12 protein-coding genes are annotated in these 17,937 nt (G+C 67.8%); 10 read left to right on the top strand and 2 right to left on the bottom strand.

All coding sequences use genetic code 11. The annotated features are described in order from the left end of the window. The first annotated feature begins 25 nt into the window (after window positions 1–25). Window positions 26–1,498, top strand: a complete 1,473-nt coding sequence (gene der / locus AC11WY_RS06520; protein ID WP_482923725.1) for a ribosome biogenesis GTPase Der — start codon at window positions 26–28, stop codon at window positions 1,496–1,498. A 15-nt stretch (window positions 1,499–1,513) separates the two neighbouring features. On the opposite strand, the gene AC11WY_RS06515 is transcribed toward der, so the two are convergent. Next, entirely contained in the window at window positions 1,514–4,159 is a 2,646-nt protein-coding gene (locus AC11WY_RS06515) for a cation-translocating P-type ATPase (RefSeq protein WP_482923723.1), read from the bottom strand. Window positions 4,160–4,333: 174 nt separating this feature from the next. Then, on the bottom strand, window positions 4,334–6,544 hold the full coding sequence (gene katG / locus AC11WY_RS06510; protein WP_482923721.1) for a catalase/peroxidase HPI: 2,211 nt from the start codon (window positions 6,542–6,544) through the stop codon (window positions 4,334–4,336). A 198-nt stretch (window positions 6,545–6,742) separates the two neighbouring features. Between katG and AC11WY_RS06505 the strand changes: the two genes are divergently transcribed. From AC11WY_RS06505 to AC11WY_RS06465, 9 genes are all read left to right on the top strand, one after another. Further along, the gene (locus AC11WY_RS06505) at window positions 6,743–7,681 is read left to right on the top strand and encodes a LysR substrate-binding domain-containing protein (RefSeq protein ID WP_482923720.1); all 939 of its coding nucleotides are present in this window, start codon (window positions 6,743–6,745) and stop codon (window positions 7,679–7,681) included. 114 nt (window positions 7,682–7,795) lie between these two features. After that, on the top strand, window positions 7,796–8,860 hold the full coding sequence (locus AC11WY_RS06500; protein WP_482923718.1) for a sugar phosphate isomerase/epimerase family protein: 1,065 nt from the start codon (window positions 7,796–7,798) through the stop codon (window positions 8,858–8,860). 1 nt (window position 8,861) lies between these two features. Further along, complete coding sequence (locus tag AC11WY_RS06495) at window positions 8,862–10,037, top strand: Gfo/Idh/MocA family protein (protein ID WP_482923717.1); 1,176 nt, start codon at window positions 8,862–8,864, stop codon at window positions 10,035–10,037. Next, the gene (locus AC11WY_RS06490; protein WP_482923715.1) at window positions 10,034–11,566 is read left to right on the top strand and encodes a sugar ABC transporter ATP-binding protein; all 1,533 of its coding nucleotides are present in this window, start codon (window positions 10,034–10,036) and stop codon (window positions 11,564–11,566) included. The genes AC11WY_RS06495 and AC11WY_RS06490 overlap by 4 nt, the downstream gene beginning before the upstream one ends. A gap of 9 nt (window positions 11,567–11,575) precedes the next feature. Further along, entirely contained in the window at window positions 11,576–12,577 is a 1,002-nt protein-coding gene (locus tag AC11WY_RS06485) for an ABC transporter permease (RefSeq protein WP_482923713.1), read from the top strand. A gap of 86 nt (window positions 12,578–12,663) precedes the next feature. Beyond that, window positions 12,664–13,605, top strand: coding sequence for a substrate-binding domain-containing protein (locus tag AC11WY_RS06480; RefSeq protein ID WP_482923712.1), 942 nt, complete (start codon window positions 12,664–12,666; stop codon window positions 13,603–13,605). Between the two features lie 282 nt (window positions 13,606–13,887). Further along, a complete protein-coding gene (locus AC11WY_RS06475) occupies window positions 13,888–14,856 on the top strand; it encodes an ABC transporter substrate-binding protein (protein WP_482923711.1) in 969 nt (322 codons plus the stop codon). Then, the gene (locus AC11WY_RS06470; RefSeq protein ID WP_482923710.1) at window positions 14,857–15,939 is read left to right on the top strand and encodes a quaternary amine ABC transporter ATP-binding protein; all 1,083 of its coding nucleotides are present in this window, start codon (window positions 14,857–14,859) and stop codon (window positions 15,937–15,939) included. Next, window positions 15,936–17,906 (top strand): ABC transporter permease, encoded by a 1,971-nt coding sequence (locus AC11WY_RS06465; RefSeq protein WP_482923708.1) that lies wholly within the window; start codon window positions 15,936–15,938, stop codon window positions 17,904–17,906. The genes AC11WY_RS06470 and AC11WY_RS06465 overlap by 4 nt, the downstream gene beginning before the upstream one ends. Window positions 17,907–17,937 lie beyond the last annotated feature (31 nt).

Raw genomic sequence — 17,937 nt, 5'->3', positions numbered from 1 at the left:
GGTTTCGCCGATCCGGAGCCATGCCATGACCTTCACCCTCGCCATCGTCGGGCGCCCCAATGTGGGCAAGTCCACGCTGTTCAACCGTCTGGTCGGCCGCAAGCTGGCGCTGGTCGACGACCAACCCGGCGTGACGCGCGATCTGCGCGAGGGCGCGGGCAAGCTCGCCGACCTGCGCTTTACCGTGATCGACTCGGCCGGTCTGGAAGATGCCACCGACGACAGCCTGCAAGGCCGGATGCGGCGGCTGACCGAACGCGCGGTGGAAATGGCGGATGTGTGCCTGTTCCTGATCGACGGGCGGCAGGGGGTCACGGCGACCGATCAGGTCTTTGCCGAGATCCTGCGCAAGAAGAACGCCCACGTCATCCTTGGCGTCAACAAGGCCGAGGGCAAGGCGGGCGAGTCCGGCTTTCTGGAGGCTTACGCTTTGGGGTTGGGCGAGCCGGTGCGGATGTCGGCCGAACACGGCGAAGGGATGGACGACCTGTACCGTGTGCTGCAACCGCTGGCCGACGCTTTCGCCGAGCGCGCCAAGCTTGACCCCGACGAATTGCCCGAGGTCGATGTCGACGTGCCCGAGGGCGATGACGAGGGCTCGGTGCCAGTGCCGACCAAGGCGCGCCCGTTGCAGATCGCGGTGATCGGGCGGCCGAACGCCGGGAAATCGACGCTGATCAACCGCATCATCGGGGAAGAACGGCTGCTGACCGGGCCGGAAGCCGGGATCACCCGCGATGCGATCTCGGTCGCGACCGAGTGGATGGGCACGCCGATGCGCATCTTCGATACGGCGGGGATGCGCAAGCGCGCCCGGATTTCCGAGAAGCTGGAAAAGATGTCGGTGTCTGACGGCATCCGCGCCGTGCGCTTTGCCGAGGTCGTGGTGGTGCTGCTCGACGTCGAAATTCCGTTTGAGACGCAAGACCTGCGTCTGGCCGACTTCGCCGAGACCGAGGGCCGCGCGGTGGTGATCGCGGTCAACAAATGGGATCTTGAGGACGAAAAGCAGGGCAAGCTGGCCGAACTCAAGGAGATGTTCGACCGCCTGCTGCCGCAGTTGCGCGGCGCGCCGCTGGTGACCGTCTCGGCGCTGACCGGGCGCGGGCTGGACCGGCTGCACGACGCGATCCTGAAGGCGCACGCGGTCTGGAACCGCCGCATCGGCACCTCCAAGCTGAACCAGTGGCTGAACCTTATGACCGAGGCGCACCCGCCACCGGCACCCGGCGGGCGTCGCATCCGGCTGCGTTACGCGACCCAGGTCAAGACCCGGCCGCCGGGTTTCATCCTGATGTGCTCGCACCCCGAGGACATGCCCGACAGCTACCGCCGCTATCTGGTGAACGGGCTCAGGGCCGATTTCGACATGCCGGGCACGCCGATCCGGCTGACCTTCCGCAGCCAGAGCGACAAGAACCCGTTCCGCGTGCGCAAGTTCCACACCCCCTCGCGGCTGCGCAAGCATACCGGCAAGGGGCCCGTGCTGGACGACTGAGGGGGGGGGCCGGGCTCAGCGATCGCGGCGCAGTCGGCCGAGGATCAGCGCCCCGGCCTGCCAGACCACGACCGGCGCCGCGCTCAGGCCCAGCACGACCGCCCACATCCGCGGCTCCAGCGGAACCAGGCCAAGCACCTGCGCCAGCGGCGCAATGTAGGGCGGCGCCGCCAGCAGGGCGGAACACAGGCAAAGCGCCGCCCAGACCCAGGGGTTGCGGGTGATCTCGTTGCGCAGCAGGCTTGATCGGTCCGCGCGCATGTTGAACACCTGCCACAATTGCGCAAAGGCCAGCGTCAGGAAGGTCACCGACACCGTGGCCCGCGCGTCGAAGCCGAGCAGCCGCGCGGCCCCGAGGGCGCCGAAGATGCCGCCGGTCATCACCAGGCTTTGCAGCACGATCCGGACCCACTGCGGGCGACCGAGGATCGGCTGTCGGGGGTCGCGTGGCGGACGTTGCAGCACGTCCGCCTCGCCTTCACCCAGCGCCAGCGCGAACGCCGGGAAGACATCGGTGATCAGGTTCAGATAGAGGATCTGCAACGGCAGCACAGGCAGCGGCAGCGCCGAGAGCACGGCCAGCCCGACCACCAGCACCTCGGTCAGGTTGCAGGCCAGCAGGTAGGCGGCGAACCTGCGGATGTTGCCAAAGATGATCCGCCCTTCCCGGATCGCGGCGACGATGGTCGGGAAGGCGTCGTCGAGCAGGACCATCGCCGCGGCCTCGCGCGCCACGTCGGTGCCGCGCAGCCCCATGGCGACACCGATGTCGGCCTGCCGGAGCGCGGGCGCGTCGTTGACGCCGTCGCCGGTCATCGCGACGACCTCGCCCCTGGCCTGATAGGCGCGCACGAGGTCAAGCTTTTCCTTCGGGCTGACGCGGGCGAAGATGCTGATCGCGGTCAGATCGTCGGTGCCGCCGGTCACCAGTTCGGCGACCTGCGCGCCTTCGGCGACATTGGCCGCGGCAGCGGGCAGACCCACCGCGCGGCCGATGCTGCGCGCGGTCACGGCATGATCGCCGGTGACCATGATCACCCGGATACCGGCCCGGTGACAGGCCGCGATCGCCTGCGGGGCATCGGCCCGCGCGGGATCCTCCAGCCCGATCAGGCCGAGGAAGACCAGATCGGCGTAGGGCGGCGCGTCCGCCCGGTCGACGGTCGCGGTGGCGCAGGCGATGACGCGCAGCCCGTGCCGACCAAGGTCGTCGACCCGGCGCAGCCAGTCCTGCCGGTCCCGCGCATCAAGGGCGCGCAGGGTGCCGTCGGGCGCCACATGGCGGCTGGCCGCCAGCACCGCCTCGGGCGCGCCCTTCACGGCGACCAGGAACGCCTCGCCGCTGGCGTGAACCGTCGCCATCAGCCGGGTCTGGCCGTCGAAGGCGTGCTTGCGCACCACCGGCCTTGCGGCCAGAAGCCCGGCGCGCCGATAGCCTGCCCGCAGCCCCGCCCGCAACAGCGCCAGTTCCATCGGGTCGCCGGTGCCGGGTGCCTCGGCGCCATCAAGCGTGGCGTCATTGCAGAGCACGGCGGTTTCCAGCAGCGTGGCAAGGGTGCCATCGTCGGGCAGGGTGCCGGTGGCGTCCGGGATCACGACCTCGCCCGAGGCCAGGCAGAGCCGCCGCACCGTCATGCGGTTCTCTGTCAGCGTGCCGGTCTTGTCGGTCAGTCTGATCGTGGTGGCGCCCAGCGTCTCGACCGCCGACAGCCGTTCCACCAGCGCGTTCTGGCGCGCCATGCGCCACATGCCGCGCGCCAGCACCAGGGTCGCCACGATCGGCAAGCCCTCGGGGATCGCCGCAACCGCAAGGGCGATCGACGCCTCGGCCATCAGCAGGATGTCCTTGCCGGTCAGGATGCCGACGCCCGCGATCAGGATCGTGAGGATCAGCGTCGCCCAGACCAGTTGCGCGGACAGATGCGCAAGCTTCCGTTCGATCGGCGAGCTTCCGGCCCCGGCCTCGGCGACCAGTTGCGACACCCGGCCAAGCTCGGTCGCAAGCCCGGTGCCCACCACGATGCCAAGCGCGCTGCCCCGTGTCAGGGCGGTGCCCTTGAACAGCATCGACGGCCGGTCGGCCAGCCGGGCCTCGGCAGGGACCGCCGGAACCGCCTTCGGCACCGCGACGGATTCGCCGGTCAGGGTGGATTCGTCAACCTCCAGGTTCGATCCTTCGACCAGCCGCAGGTCGGCGGGCACGCCGTCGCCCGCATCCAGCACGACGATATCGCCCGGAACCAACCCCTTCGCGTCCAGCACACGCTCATGTCCGCCGCGCCGGGCGCGCGTCGTGCGCGTGCCCAGTGCCCGCAGCGCGGCGATCGAGCGCGTCGCCCGGAACTCGGTCAGAAAGCCGATCAGCGTGTTGAGGCCAAGCACGATCCCGATCGCCACGGCCTCTTCGATCTCGTTGAAATATCCGGCAAGGGCCGCGGCGCCCGCCAGCAAAATCACGACCGGGCTTTCGATCTGGTGGCGCAGCAGGCTCAGGATGCCCGCGCGCCGCCGCGCCTCGATCGTGTTGGGTCCGAACCTTGCAAGGCGGGCCGCAGCCTCGGCCTCGGTCAGCCCGGTGCCCGCATCGACCCGCAACCCATCCAGCACCGCCTGCGGTGCCGCGGCATGCGGGGCGGCCTCTGGTGCTTGCGGTTCCCGCACGTCCCGCTCTCCCGGCCCGGTGACACCTGTGGCAAGGTAGCGGCCCCGCAGCCCGCACGGGTTGATCTGGGTCAAGCCTGTGCGGGACAGCGGAACCCGCGGTGACCGCGGTCATTGGACCCGATGCCCGAACGCGGCGGGGGTTCCGCCGCGTTCGGGGTTCATGCGTCCGGCTCAGACGAGATCGAAGCGGTCGAGCATCATCACCTTGGTCCAGGCCGCCACGAAGTCCCGCACGAAGCCTGCTTGCGAGTCGTCGCAGGCATGGACCTCGGCAAGCGCGCGAAGCTGGGAGTTCGAGCCGAAGATAAGATCGACCCGGGTGCCGGTTCCCGTCACCGCGCCGGTGGTGCGGTCGCGACCCTCGAACGTGGCGGCGTCTTTCGAGGTCGGCGTCCACACCGTGCCCATGTCGAGCAGGTTGACGAAGAAGTCGGTGGTCAGCACCCCCGGCCGCGTCGTGAAGACGCCGTGTTGTGCCCCGCCGACGTTCGCGTTCAGCGCGCGCAGGCCGCCAAGCAGAACCGTCATCTCGGGCGCGGTCAGCGTCAGAAGTTGCGCGCGATCAATCAGCAGTTCCTCGGCCGACACGGTGTAGGCGGTCTTGAGGTAGTTGCGGAACCCGTCGGCGGTGGGTTCCAGCACGCAGAAGCTGTCCACATCGGTCTGCTCCTGCGAGGCATCGGTGCGGCCCGGCGTGAAGGGAACCGTCACCGCGTGGCCCGCCGCCTTCGCCGCCTGCTCGACCGCGGCACCGCCGCCCAGCACGATCAGATCGGCGAGCGAGACCTTCTTGCCGCCCGTCGCCGTCGCGTTGAAGGCGGTCTGCACCCCTTCAAGCACACCCAGCACCTTGGCGAGTTGCGCGGGCTGGTTGGCCTCCCAGTCTTTCTGCGGGGCCAGCCGGATGCGCGCGCCATTGGCACCGCCGCGCTTGTCCGAGCCGCGGAAGGTCGCGGCCGAGGCCCAGGCGGTGGCGACCAGTTCCGATACTGAGAGGCCCGAGGCGAGGATTTTCGCCTTGAGCGCCGCGATGTCCGCCGCGTCGATCAGGGCGTGATCAACGGCGGGGATCGGATCCTGCCAGATCAGGTCTTCGGCCGGAACCTCGGTGCCCAGATAAAGCGCCTTCGGGCCCATGTCGCGATGGGTCAGCTTGAACCAGGCGCGGGCGAAGGCATCGGCGAACTCGTCCGGGTTGTCGAGGAAATGGCGGGCGATCGGGCCGTAGATCGGGTCCATCTTCATCGCCATGTCCGCCGTGGTCATCATCGGCGGGTGCTTCTTTGACGGGTCGGCGGCATCGACGACCATATCCTCGGGCGCCGTGTCCTTCGGGTGCCATTGCTGCGCGCCCGCCGGGCTCTTGCCCAAGACCCAGTCATATTTGAACAGGACCGTCAGATACCCCATGTCCCACGTCGTGGGATTGGGCTTCCACGCGCCCTCGATGCCGCTGCCGATCTGGTCGCCACCCTTGCCGCTGCCGAAGCTGCTTTTCCAGCCCAGGCCCATCTGCTCGATCGGTGCCGCCTCTGGTGCCGGGCCGACCAGCGCCGCATCACCCGCACCGTGGGCCTTGCCGAAGGTATGACCCCCGGCGGTCAGGGCGACCGTCTCGTAATCGTTCATCGCCATGCGGGCGAAGGTTTCGCGGATGTCGCGGCCCGAGGCAACCGGGTCCGGCGTGCCGTTCGGCCCCTCCGGGTTCACGTAGATCAGCCCCATCTGCACCGCGGCCAGCGGGTTTTCCAACTTGCGGTCGCCCTCATAGCGCGTATCGCCCAGCCAGGTGTCCTCGTTGCCCCAGTAGATGTCCTCCTCCGGTTCCCAGATGTCCACCCGCCCGCCGCCAAAGCCGAAGGTCTTGAAGCCCATCGATTCCAGCGCGCAGTTGCCGGCGAGGATCATGAGGTCGGCCCAGGATATCCTGCTGCCGTATTTCTGCTTGACCGGCCACAGCAGGCGCCGCGCCTTGTCGAGGTTCACGTTGTCGGGCCAGGAATTGAGCGGTGCGAAACGCTGCGAGCCCGCGCCCGCGCCGCCACGCCCGTCGCCGGTGCGGTAGGTGCCCGCGCTATGCCAGGCCATCCGGATGAAAAGCGGCCCGTAGTGGCCCCAGTCGGCCGGCCACCAGTCCTGGCTGTCGGTCATCAGCGCGACGAGGTCTGCCTTCAGCGCCGCAAGGTCGAGCTTTCCGAACGCACCGGCATAGTCAAACGCCGGACCCATCGGATTGGACAGTGCGGAATGCTGGTGCAGGATCCTGAGGTTCAGCTGGTTCGGCCACCAGTCCCGGTTCGAGCGTGCCGCAGCCGTGGTCTGGCTTCCCGCCCCGTGCATCACCGGGCACTTGCCTGCGGTTCCGCCTTCATTTCCGTCCATGTCTCTCTCCGATCGTGGCTGCGTTGACGCGATTGCAAGGTCGCCGACTTTCCGCGCGTCCGGCGCCGAGGCACCGTGAGTGGACTTGACGCCGGACCGTGGCGGAGTTGGTGACTCGTTGCGCCTTGCCATCAGGTCTATCAAAGTCGGTTCATTAGTCTAAGTTGAATCTCCTGATTGCGGCGATAAGGCACGGTTATGATCAATCTGACGTTCAAGCAGCTTCGCTACTTCGAGGCGCTGGCCCGGCACGGCCATTTTGGCCGCGCGGCGGAAGCCTGCACCATTTCGCAGCCTGCTTTGTCTATGCAGATCAAAGAGATGGAGGAAACTCTCGGGACGGACCTGTTCGAGCGGGGCGCGCGTCAGGTGCGGTTGACCAACTTCGGCGAAGCCTTCGCCCTGCGCGCGCGCGACATCTTGCGATCGGTCGATGAACTGGGCGATCTGGCGCGCGCCTCGCAGGGTCGGCTGGTGGGGAGGCTGCGGATCGGGGTGATCCCGACGATCGCGCCCTATCTGCTGCCCACGATCATCGGCAACCTGACCCGGATGAACGCCGACCTCGACATCCATGTGCGCGAAACGCTGACGTCGAAGCTGTTGCGGGAGCTGATGGAAGGTCGGCTCGACACCGCTATCGTGGCGCTGCCGGTGTCGGAACCCTCGTTGATCGAGGTCGCGCTGTTTTCCGAGGATTTCGTGCTGGTCCGGCCCGCCGAGGATGCAGACAAGCCGGTGCCCAACCGCGAAATGCTGCGCGAGATGCGGCTTTTGCTGCTGGAGGAAGGCCACTGTTTTCGCGATCAGGCGCTGTCGTTCTGCAACCTGCATGCGGCCCCCCCGCGCGAGTTGCTGGACGGCAGTTCGCTGGCCACGCTGGTGCAACTGGTCGGGGCCGGGATCGGTGTCACGCTGATCCCGGACATGGCGGTGGCGGTCGAGACGCGCTCGGCGCCGGTGTCGATCGCGCGCTTCAAGGCGCCGACACCGTCGCGCACCATCGGCATGATCTGGCGCAGGACCAGCCCGCTGACCAGCCAGCTTTTGCGGATCGCGGACGTCGTGCGGCAGTCGGCCGATTCCCTGCGCGCGCTGCACGATCCCGCCTCGGTGCCGTGCAAGACCGGGGCCTGAGCCGGGCCCGGCGGGGTAACGCCATGGATTGAATTCGGTTTGTAATCCATTAAAAACTGTAGATGATGAGTCTGAGGCCGGGCTTCGGTCTTCAGTGTCCTTGGGAGGTGTGCGATGAAGACGATCAAGGGGCCGGCGATCTTCCTTGCCCAGTTCGCGGGCGACGAGGCGCCGTTCAACTCGTTCCCGTCGATCTGCGCCTGGGCCGCCGGGCTGGGCTACAAGGGCGTGCAGATTCCATCCTGGGACGGGCGACTCTTTGATCTGGTGAAAGCCTCGGACTCGCAGACCTACTGCGACGAGATCGCCGGGATCGCCGCCGATCACGGGCTGGCGATCACCGAACTGTCCACCCATCTGCAGGGCCAACTGGTCGCCGTGCACCCGGCCTATGACACCGCCTTCGACGGCTTCGCCGCCCCCGCCGTGCGCGGCAATCCGGCGGCGCGGACGGATTGGGCGGTGGATCAGGTCAAACGCGCGCTGCGCGCCTCGCGCAACCTCGGGCTTTCGGCGCACGCCACCTTTTCGGGCGCGCTGGCCTGGCCCTACATGTATCCCTGGCCGCAACGCCCGGCCGGGCTGGTGGAAACCGCGTTCGACGAACTGGCGCGGCGCTGGCACCCGATCCTCGACTATGCGGACGAGATGGGGGTGGATGTCTGCTATGAAATCCACCCCGGCGAAGACCTGCATGACGGCGCCAGCTACGAGATGTTCCTGGATCGGGTCGGCAACCACGCCCGCGCCAACCTCTTGTACGACCCCTCGCACTTCGTGCTGCAACAGCTTGATTACCTTGCCTATATCGACATCTACCATGAACGCATCCGGGCCTTCCACGTGAAGGACGCCGAGTTCAACCCGACCGGGCGGCAGGGCGTCTATGGCGGCTTCCAAAGCTGGGCCGACCGCGCGGGCCGCTTCCGCAGCCTGGGCGACGGGCAGGTCGATTTCAGCGGCATCTTTTCCAAGCTGACGCAGTATGGTTACGGCAGTTGGGCCGTGCTCGAATGGGAATGCGCGCTGAAGCACCCCGAGGACGGCGCGCGCGAGGGCGCCGAGTTCATCAAGCGCCACATCATCCGGGTGACCGAAAAAGCCTTCGACGATTTCGCGGGCTCGGGCGCGGATGATGCCGCCAACCGGCGTATGCTGGGCCTGAGCCGAGGAGCCTGAGATGACCATCGAAGCCAGCCGCCCGACCGGCACCGCCGACCGCATCCGCCTTGGCATGGTGGGGGGCGGGCAGGGCGCCTTCATCGGCGCCGTCCATCGCATCGCCGCCCGGATCGACGATCAGTTCACGCTGGTCGCCGGGGCGCTGTCGTCCGAACCGGCGCGGGCGGCGGCCTCGGCGGCCGAGATCGGCATCGCGGCGGATCGCAGCTATGGCACCTACGCCGAAATGGCGCGGGCCGAGGCGGCGCGGGCGGACGGGATCGAGGCGGTGTCCATCGTCACCCCGAACCACATGCACGCCCCGGTCGCGCGCGCCTTCCTGGAGGCGGGCATCCACGTCATCTGCGACAAGCCGATGACGCTGACGGTGGCCGAGGCCGAGGAGCTGGTGGACCTGGTGGCGAAGACCGGCAAGGTTTTCGTGCTGACGCACAATTACACCGGCTATCCGATGATCCGGCAGGCCCGCGCGATGGTCGCGGCGGGCGAGCTGGGGGAAATCCGGCTGGTGCAGGCCGAATATCCGCAGGACTGGCTGACCCAAGCGGCCGAGCGCACCGGCAGCAAGCAGGCCGAGTGGCGCACCGATCCGGCGCGGTCGGGCGCGGGCGGGGCGATCGGCGACATCGGCACCCATGCCTACAACCTGGCGGCCTTCGTCAGCGGGCTTCAGACCGAGTCCTTGCTGGCGCAACTGACCACCTTCGTTGAAGGCCGCCCGCTGGATGACGATGTGCAGATCCTGCTGCGCTATCGCGGCGGGGCGCGCGGGATGCTCTGGGCCAGTCAGGTCGCGGTGGGCAATGAAAACGGGCTGAAGCTGCGGGTCTACGGCACCAAAGGCGGGCTGGAGTGGACGCAGGCCGACCCGAACTATCTGTGGTTCACGCGGTTCGGGGAACCCAAGCAATTGCTGACGCGCGGCGGCGCCGGGGCCCGGCCGCAGGCGGCGCGGGTGACGCGCATCCCCGGCGGCCACCCCGAGGGCTACCTGGAAGGCTTCGCCAACATCTACATGGAGGCCGCGCGCGCGATCCGGGCCGCGCGCAGCGGGCAGGCGCCGGACGCCGAGGTGATCTATCCCACCGTGCAGGACGGGCTGGCGGGCATGCGCTTCATCGCGGCGGCGGTCGCCTCGTCGCAGGCGGGCAGCGTCTGGACGCCGCTGGGATGACCGGTCCGGCCGCGCCTTTGTCCGCGGCCGCCGCGCCCTGCCTGGAGGCGGTGGGGCTGTGCAAGGATTTCGGCCCGATCCGGGTCTTGAACGACATCACCCTTGCCGTGCATCCCGGCGCGGTTCACGCGGTGATCGGCGAGAACGGCGCGGGCAAATCGACGCTGATGAAGGTGCTGGCCGGGCACCTGCAACCCTCGGCGGGCGAGGTGCGGATCGATGGCGCGGCGGTGACGCTGGCCGGCCCGGTCGAGGCCGAGCGGCGCGGCATCGTGCTGGTGCATCAGGAGATATTGCTCGCGCCCGATCTGACGGTGGCGCAGAACCTTTACCTTGGCCGTGAACTGGTGGGGCGTTTCACCGTCGATGACCGCGCGATGAACGCGGGCGCGCGGGCGGTGCTGGCCGAGCTTGGCACCGATGTGGACCCCGGCGCCACCGTCGGGCGGCTGTCGATCGCGCAGCGCCAGCTTGTGCAGATCGCCCGTGTGCTGCTGGTGCCGCACCGGGTGGTGATCTTCGACGAACCGACCGCCTCGCTCAGCGGGGTGGAAACCGACGCGCTGCTGCGCATCATCGCCGATATCCGCGACAGGGGCGTGGGCGTGATGTTCATCTCGCACCGGTTGCACGAGGTGAAGGCGATCGCCGACCAGATCACCGTGCTGCGCGACGGCCATCAGGTGGCGACCCGCGCCGCCGCCGATCTTGAGCCGGTCGACATGGCCCGGCTGATGGTCGGGCGCGACGTGTCGAAGCTGTATCCCGATCACCACGCCCCGCCGCAGGGCGAGACCGTGCTGGAGGTGGAGGGGTTCAGCGTGCCGGGCTATGCGCACGACGTGTCGTTCGCGCTGCGCAAGGGCGAGATTCTGGGCTTCTCCGGCCTGGTCGGGGCCGGGCGGACCGAGGTGATGGAGGCGATCGTCGGCCTGCGTCCGGGCCGCGGCCGCGTCAGCCTCGCGGGCAGGCCGGTGCATTTCCACACCGCCGCCGAAAGTCTGGACGCGGGCATCGCCTACCTGACCGAGGATCGCAAGGGCAAGGGGTTGCTGCTGACCCGCGATCTGGGGGTCAACCTGACGCTGGCCTCGCTCGGCCGCTTCGTGCGCCGCGGCCGGATCGACACGGCGGCCGAACGGGTGGCGCTTGAGAAGGCGATCGGCGACTTCGACATCCGGGTCGGGCGGCCCGACATGCTGGCCGGGCAACTGTCCGGCGGCAACCAGCAGAAACTGCTGCTGGCCAAGATGATGATGCGCGACCCGCAGATCATCATCATCGACGAGCCGACGCGCGGCATCGACATCGGCACCAAGGAACAGATCTACAAGTTCATCACCAACCTGACCGCCGAGGGACGATCCGTCATCGTGGTCTCGTCCGAGATGCAGGAGCTGATCGGCATCTGCGACCGCATCGTGGTGATGCGCGCCGGGCGGATCGCGGGCGAGGTGGCGGGCGCGCGGATGACGGAAACCGAAATTGTCGTGCTGGCGACCGGCGTTGCGGCCGGGGCGGCGGCGTAAGGAGCCAGCATGACGATTGCGCAGACCACCCCCGCCGCCCGCAAACGCCGCACCGAGGTGGACCTGCGCGCCGTGGCGCCGTTCGTGGCGCTGGCGCTGCTCCTGGTGCTGGGCAGCTTTGCCCATCCGAACTTCCTGACCGTCGACAACCTGCTGAACGTCATCACCCGCAGCGCGTTCATCGCCATCGCGGCGGTCGGCGCGACCTTCGTGATCTCGGCCGGCGGGCTTGATCTGTCAGTCGGCGCGATGGTGGCCTTCGTCGGCAGCGTGATGATCCTGTTCCTCAACAGCGGCGTGATTGCCGACCCGGTCACGATGCTGATGGCGGCGATGGCGCTGGCACTGGCGATCGGGGCGACCTGCGGGCTGGCCAACGGGCTGATCATCACCGTCGGGCGGATCGAGCCCTTCATCGCCACGCTGGGTACGATGGGGATCTTTCGCGGGCTGACCACCTGGCTGTCGCAGGGCGGCGCGATCACCCTGCGCAACCCCGAGCTTCAGGCGACCTACCGCCCGGTCTATTTCGGCGCCGTGCTGGGCGTGCCGATCCCGATCCTGGCGATCTTCGTGACCGCGTCCATCGGCGCCTTCATCCTTTACCGCACGCGCTACGGCCGCCACGTCGCCGCCGTCGGCTCGAACGAGGACGTGGCGCGGTATTCCGGCATTCCGGTGCGCCGGGTGCGGATCGTGACCTATGTCATTCAGGGCCTCTGCGTCGCCATCGCCGTGCTGCTTTATGTGCCGCGGCTCGGCTCCACCTCGGCCACCACCGGGATATTGTGGGAGCTTCAGGCGATCACCGCCGTGGTGGTGGGCGGCACCGCGCTGCGCGGCGGGGTGGGCCGCATCTGGGGCACGATCTGCGGCGCCTTCATTCTGGAACTGGTGGGCAACATCATGCTGTTGTCGAATTTTGTCAGCGAATACCTGATCGGCGCCATTCAGGGCGCGATCATCATCATCGCGATGCTGGTTCAGCGCTCGCTGATCCGGAAATCGTGACGACGCGCCGGGCGGCAATCGAGGGAACCGCCCGGCTCGCAACACTTGAACCCTCGGTCTGATTAGGGAGAGAGACAATGCGAAGAATGCTATTTGGACTGGCCCTGACCGCCGCGACCGCCTTCGGCGGACTGGCCCACGCCGATGCGACGAACATCACCATCGGGGTGTCGATCCCGGCCGCCGACCACGGCTGGACCGCCGGGATCGTGTTCCACGCCGAGCGGGTGGCCAAGCTGCTGATGGCGGAACATCCGGGGCTGAAGGTGATCGTCAAGACCTCGCCCGACGCAGCCAGCCAGGCCAACGCGGTGCAGGACCTTGAAACCCAGGGCATCAATGCGCTGGTGATCCTGCCCTCCGACCCCGATCCGCTGGTCAACGCGATCAAGGAGATCAAGAGCAAGGGCGTGTTCGTCACCCTCGTCGACCGCGCGCCCAGCGTGAACGACGGCACGGTGCGCGACCTTTACGTGGCGGGCAACAACGTGGCGCTGGGGCAGGTGGCGGGCGATTACATCAAGGGCCGCAGCCCCGATGCGCAGGTCGTGGTGATCCGCGGTCTGCCGATCCCGATCGACCAGATGCGCCAGGACGGCTTTGACGCCGCGATCAAGGGCTCGAACGTCAAGGTTCTGGAAAAGCAGTTCGGCAACTGGAGCCGGGATGACGCCTTCAAGGTGATGCAGGACTACCTGACCAAATACCCCAAGATCGACGTGGTCTGGTGCCAGGATGACGACATGGCCGTGGGCGTGCTGCAGGCGATCGACCAGGCGAAACGCACCGACATCCAGTATGTCGTGGCGGGCGCCGGGTCGAAGGACATGATCAAGAAGGTGATGGACGGCGACAAGATCATGCCGGTCGACGTGCTTTATCCGCCAGCCATGATCGGCACCGCGATGGAACTGACCGCCGCGAACTTCTACGATCAGGTTCCGGTGCGGGGCACCTTCACGATGGACGCGACGCTGGTGACCAAGGACAACGCCAAGGCGTTCTACTTCCCCGACTCGCCGTACTGAGCGACGCCGCCGCGGCGGCCGTCTGAAAATCCGGGTGCAGGCCCTGCCGAGTTTTCGGCGGGGCCTGTGTCGTTGCGGGCCGCGGGCGGCAACGCGGGCGCGACCTGCCGCAAACTTGTGCGTCCACGCCATCTGGTTGCCCGCCGAAGGCCCCGCCCGCACCGCGCCGGGCGGCAAGAATTTTAGTGGCGGGAAAACATTGACACAGTGGGGAAACGCCATCACCATTTCGTGAGCGGCGGGGAACCGCGTTGAATCCAGCGACACATGGGAGAATTGACGATGCGTAGACTACCGACGTTCAAATCCGCTGCGCTCGGGGCGCTCGTTCTTGGCGCGGTGTCGCTGAGTATGGGACCGGTGCAGGCCAAGGACTCGACCGATCCGGTGCGGATCGCGCTCTTTGACTGGACCAGCGTGAACATCAACGCCAAGATCCTTGGCGGCATCCTGCAAAAGCTGGGCGACAACGTCGAGTATCCGACCGGCGACTATCTTTCGAGCCTGACCACCAGCCTGACCAACGGCGATATCGACGTCGGCATGGAATACTGGGACACCACCGCGGGCGAGGCGATGAAGGCCTCGGACGCCACCAAGCAGACCGAGCGGCTGGGCGAACTGGGCCCCGACGCCAAGGAGGAGTGGTGGTATCCGCTGTACATGAAGGACAAGTGCCCGGGCCTGCCGGATTGGCACGCGCTGCTGGCGCCCGCCTGCGCCGCCGCCTTCTCGACCCCCGAGACCGCGCCGCTGGGTCGCTATCTGGGCGGCCCGGTCACCTGGGAAGGCTTCGACGACGAGCGGGTGAAGGCGCTGAAGCTGCCCTTCGTGGTCATCCATGCCGGCACCGATGCGGCGATGTTCGCGGAGCTTGACTCGGCCTATCAGCGCAAGGCGCCGATCATGGTGTGGATCTATTCGCCGCACTGGGCCCCGGCCAAGTATCAGGGCGAATGGGTGCAGTTCCCGGAATACGAACCGGCCTGCTACACCGACCCGAAATGGGGCGTGAACCCCGATCTGGCCTATGACTGCGGCAAGCCGCACGGCAAGATCTGGAAATACGCCTTTGGCGGGATGAAGGACAAGTGGCCGCTGGCCTATAAGGTCGCCAAGGCCTACCACATCGAGACCGCCGACCTGAACAAGATGTCGGGCGAGGTCGATCTGGACGGCAAGTCCATCGACGACGTGGCGAACGCATGGATCGCGGCCAACGAGGCCACCTGGAAGGCGTGGGCCAATTAGGTGACGGCATCGGATCGGGCCATCGAGCCAGCAGAGGCGGGCGCGGGTGATCCGCGCCCGATCAAACTCGGGTGCAGCAATCTGTGGAAGCTCTACGGCGCGGGGGGCGCGAAGTTCCTGCGCGAGACCGGCGGCAAGGTCGCGCCGGGCGAATTGGAACGGGCCCACCTGATCGGCGCCGTGCGCGATGTCAGCCTTGATATCCGTGAGGGCGAGATTTTCATCGTGATGGGGCTGTCGGGGTCGGGCAAGTCCACCCTGGTGCGCTGCCTGTCGCGGCTGATCGAGCCGACGGCGGGCGAACTGATGCTGGACGGCAAGGATCTGCTGAAGGCGACCGAGGCCGAACTGATCGAGATCCGCCGTCACAAGATGGGGATGGTGTTCCAGCACTTCGCGCTGCTGCCGCACCTCAACGTGCGCGACAACATCGCCTTTCCGCTGTTCATCCAGGGCATCGGCCGCACCGAGCGTGAAAAGCGCGCGCAGGAGATGATCGACCTTGTCGGCCTGACCGGGCGCGAGCGGCACTTTCCGGCGCAACTGTCGGGCGGCCAGCAGCAGCGCGTCGGCATCGCGCGATCCTTGGCGGTGGAGCCGGAAATCTGGTTCCTCGATGAACCGTTCTCGGCGCTCGACCCGCTGATCCGGCGCGAGATGCAGACCGAACTGCTGCGCCTGCAAGGGGTCTTGCGCAAGACCATCGTGTTCATCACCCATGATTTCGACGAGGCGATCCGGCTGGCCGACCGCATCGCGATCATGAAGGACGGCCGCATCATCCAGATCGGCACGCCCGAGGAACTGGTGCGTCACCCGGCCACCGACTACGTCGCCGAATTCACCAGTGACGTGAACCGCGCCAAGGTGCTGTCGGCGCGCAGCCTGATGACGCCCGCCTCGGCGGCGGCCTCGGGATATGTCCGGGTGAAGGCCGCCGCCAAGGTGGCCAGTTTCGCCGCCGCCATCGTCGAGTCCCCTCAGCCCTTCGCCGTGGTGAACGACGCGGGGATGATCCTGGGCGAGGTCAGTGCGCGCGACGTGATCGACGTGCTGTCGGGCCGCGACGGGGGCCCCCCGTGAGCGATCTGGCGACAGCGTCCCGGCGCGCGCCCGCGATCCGCTGGGCGGCCGGGCGGGGGCTGGTGCCGATCGCCCTTGCGGTGGCGGCCGCGCTTTGGCTGCTGGGGGCGGTCTGGCCCGCGCTGATCGCCTATCCGGCCGAGGCCGTGATCCCGTTCAAGGACGCCGTCGGCGCGGCGATGCTGTGGCTCAAGCTCAATTTCACCTGGGCCACGCGGTCGGTGTCGGCGGTAATCGACGTGCCGCTGCGGTTCGCGTTCAACCTGCTCGCCAAGGGCTTCAAGTTCGGCAATGGCGACGCCGCGCTGGTGCTGCCGCGGCTGTCCTGGCTGGGGGTCACGCTGGTGATGGGCTGGATCGGTTTCCTTGCGGGCGGGCGGCGGCTGGGGCTGCTGTGCGGGCTCGGCTTTCTGGCGATCGCGGTGTTCGGGTTGTGGGACAATGCGATGCTGACGCTGGCGCTGATCGCGATCTGCGTGCCGTTCTGCGTGGTGACCGGCCTTCTGCTGGGCATCTGGGGCTATGTCTCGCCCGGTCTGAACCGCTGGCTGATCACGCCGATGCTGGACCTGATGCAGACGGTGCCGGTCTTTGCCTATCTGATCCCGATGCTGCTGCTGTTCGGCGCGAACCCGGTGTCGGCGCTGCTGGCGACGGGGCTGTTCGCGACGCCGCCGATGGTGCGGGCGACCGTGCTTGGCCTGCGCAAGGTGGCGCCCGAGGTCAAGGATTTTGCCGACATGGCGGGCTGCACGCGGCGCCAGAAGCTGTGGCGGGTGCTGGTTCCGGCCGCCAAACCCTCGCTGATGGTGGGGGTCAACCAGGTCATCATGCTGGCGCTGAACATGGTGATCATCTCGTCGATGATCGGAGCCGGCGGGCTGGGCTATGACGTGCTGCTGGCGCTCAGGGCGCTGAAGGTCGGCCAGGCGATGGAGGCGGGGCTGGCCATCGTCGTCATCGCGATCATCCTGGACCGGCTCAGCCAGGCTGCGGCCCGCAGCCAGCCGGGCGGGGCGACCGCGCGCAGCCTGCGCGGCAATCTGGCGATCGCGGCGGTCCTGCTGGCGGTGACGACCGCGGCTGGCGTCGTCTTCCCGGCGCTGAACGTCCTGCCCAAGGCGGCCACGCTGACCAGCGCGCCCTATTGGAAAGCGGCGGTGGACTGGATCGTGATGAACTGGTTCGACACCATCGAGGCGTTCCGGGTGTTCCTGCTGTTGAACTTCCTCAACCCGCTGCGCAGCCTGTTCGAGGCGCTGCCGTGGTCGGGGGTGCTGGTGGTGATCGTGGCGCTGGGCTGGCGGCTGGGGGGCCTCGGGCTGGCCGCGCTGGTGGGCACGCTGACGCTGATCTGCGCGGCCACCGGGCTCTGGGTTCCGGCAATGGAGACGATTTACCTCTGTGGCGCCTCGGTGCTGATCGCCTGCCTGATCGGGATTCCGATCGGCATCTGGGCCTCGCGCAGCGACCGCGCGCAGGCGGTGGTGCTGCCGGTCATCGACACGCTGCAAACCATCCCGTCGTTCTGCTTCATCATCCCGGTGGTGATGCTGTTCCGTGTCGGCGACGTCACCGCGATGATCGCGACGGTCGCCTTCGCCATCGTGCCCTCGATCCGCTACACCAACCACGGCATCCGACAGGTTCCACACGAGCTGACCGAGGCGGGCCAGGTCTCGGGCTGCACGAAATGGCAGTTGTTCCGTCATGTGCAATTGCCGGTCGCCTTGCCCGAGATCATGCTGGGCATCAACCAGACCATCCTGCTTGCGCTCAGCATGATCATCATCTGCGCGATGATCGGCACCCGCGATCTGGGGCAGGAGATTTTCAAGGCGCTGGCCAAGGCGGACGCGGGCCGCGGTATCGTGGCGGGTCTGGTGATCGCCTTCATCGGCATCACCGCCGACCGCCTGATCACCGCCGTCGTGCAGTCGATGCGGGCCAGGCGGGGCGACGCGTGACGGGGCCGCAGCGAAGCGGGGCGGGACGTAT

Source organism: Solirhodobacter sp. (genome assembly GCF_964715405.1).
This window is presented reverse-complemented; position numbering and strand designations above follow the sequence as displayed.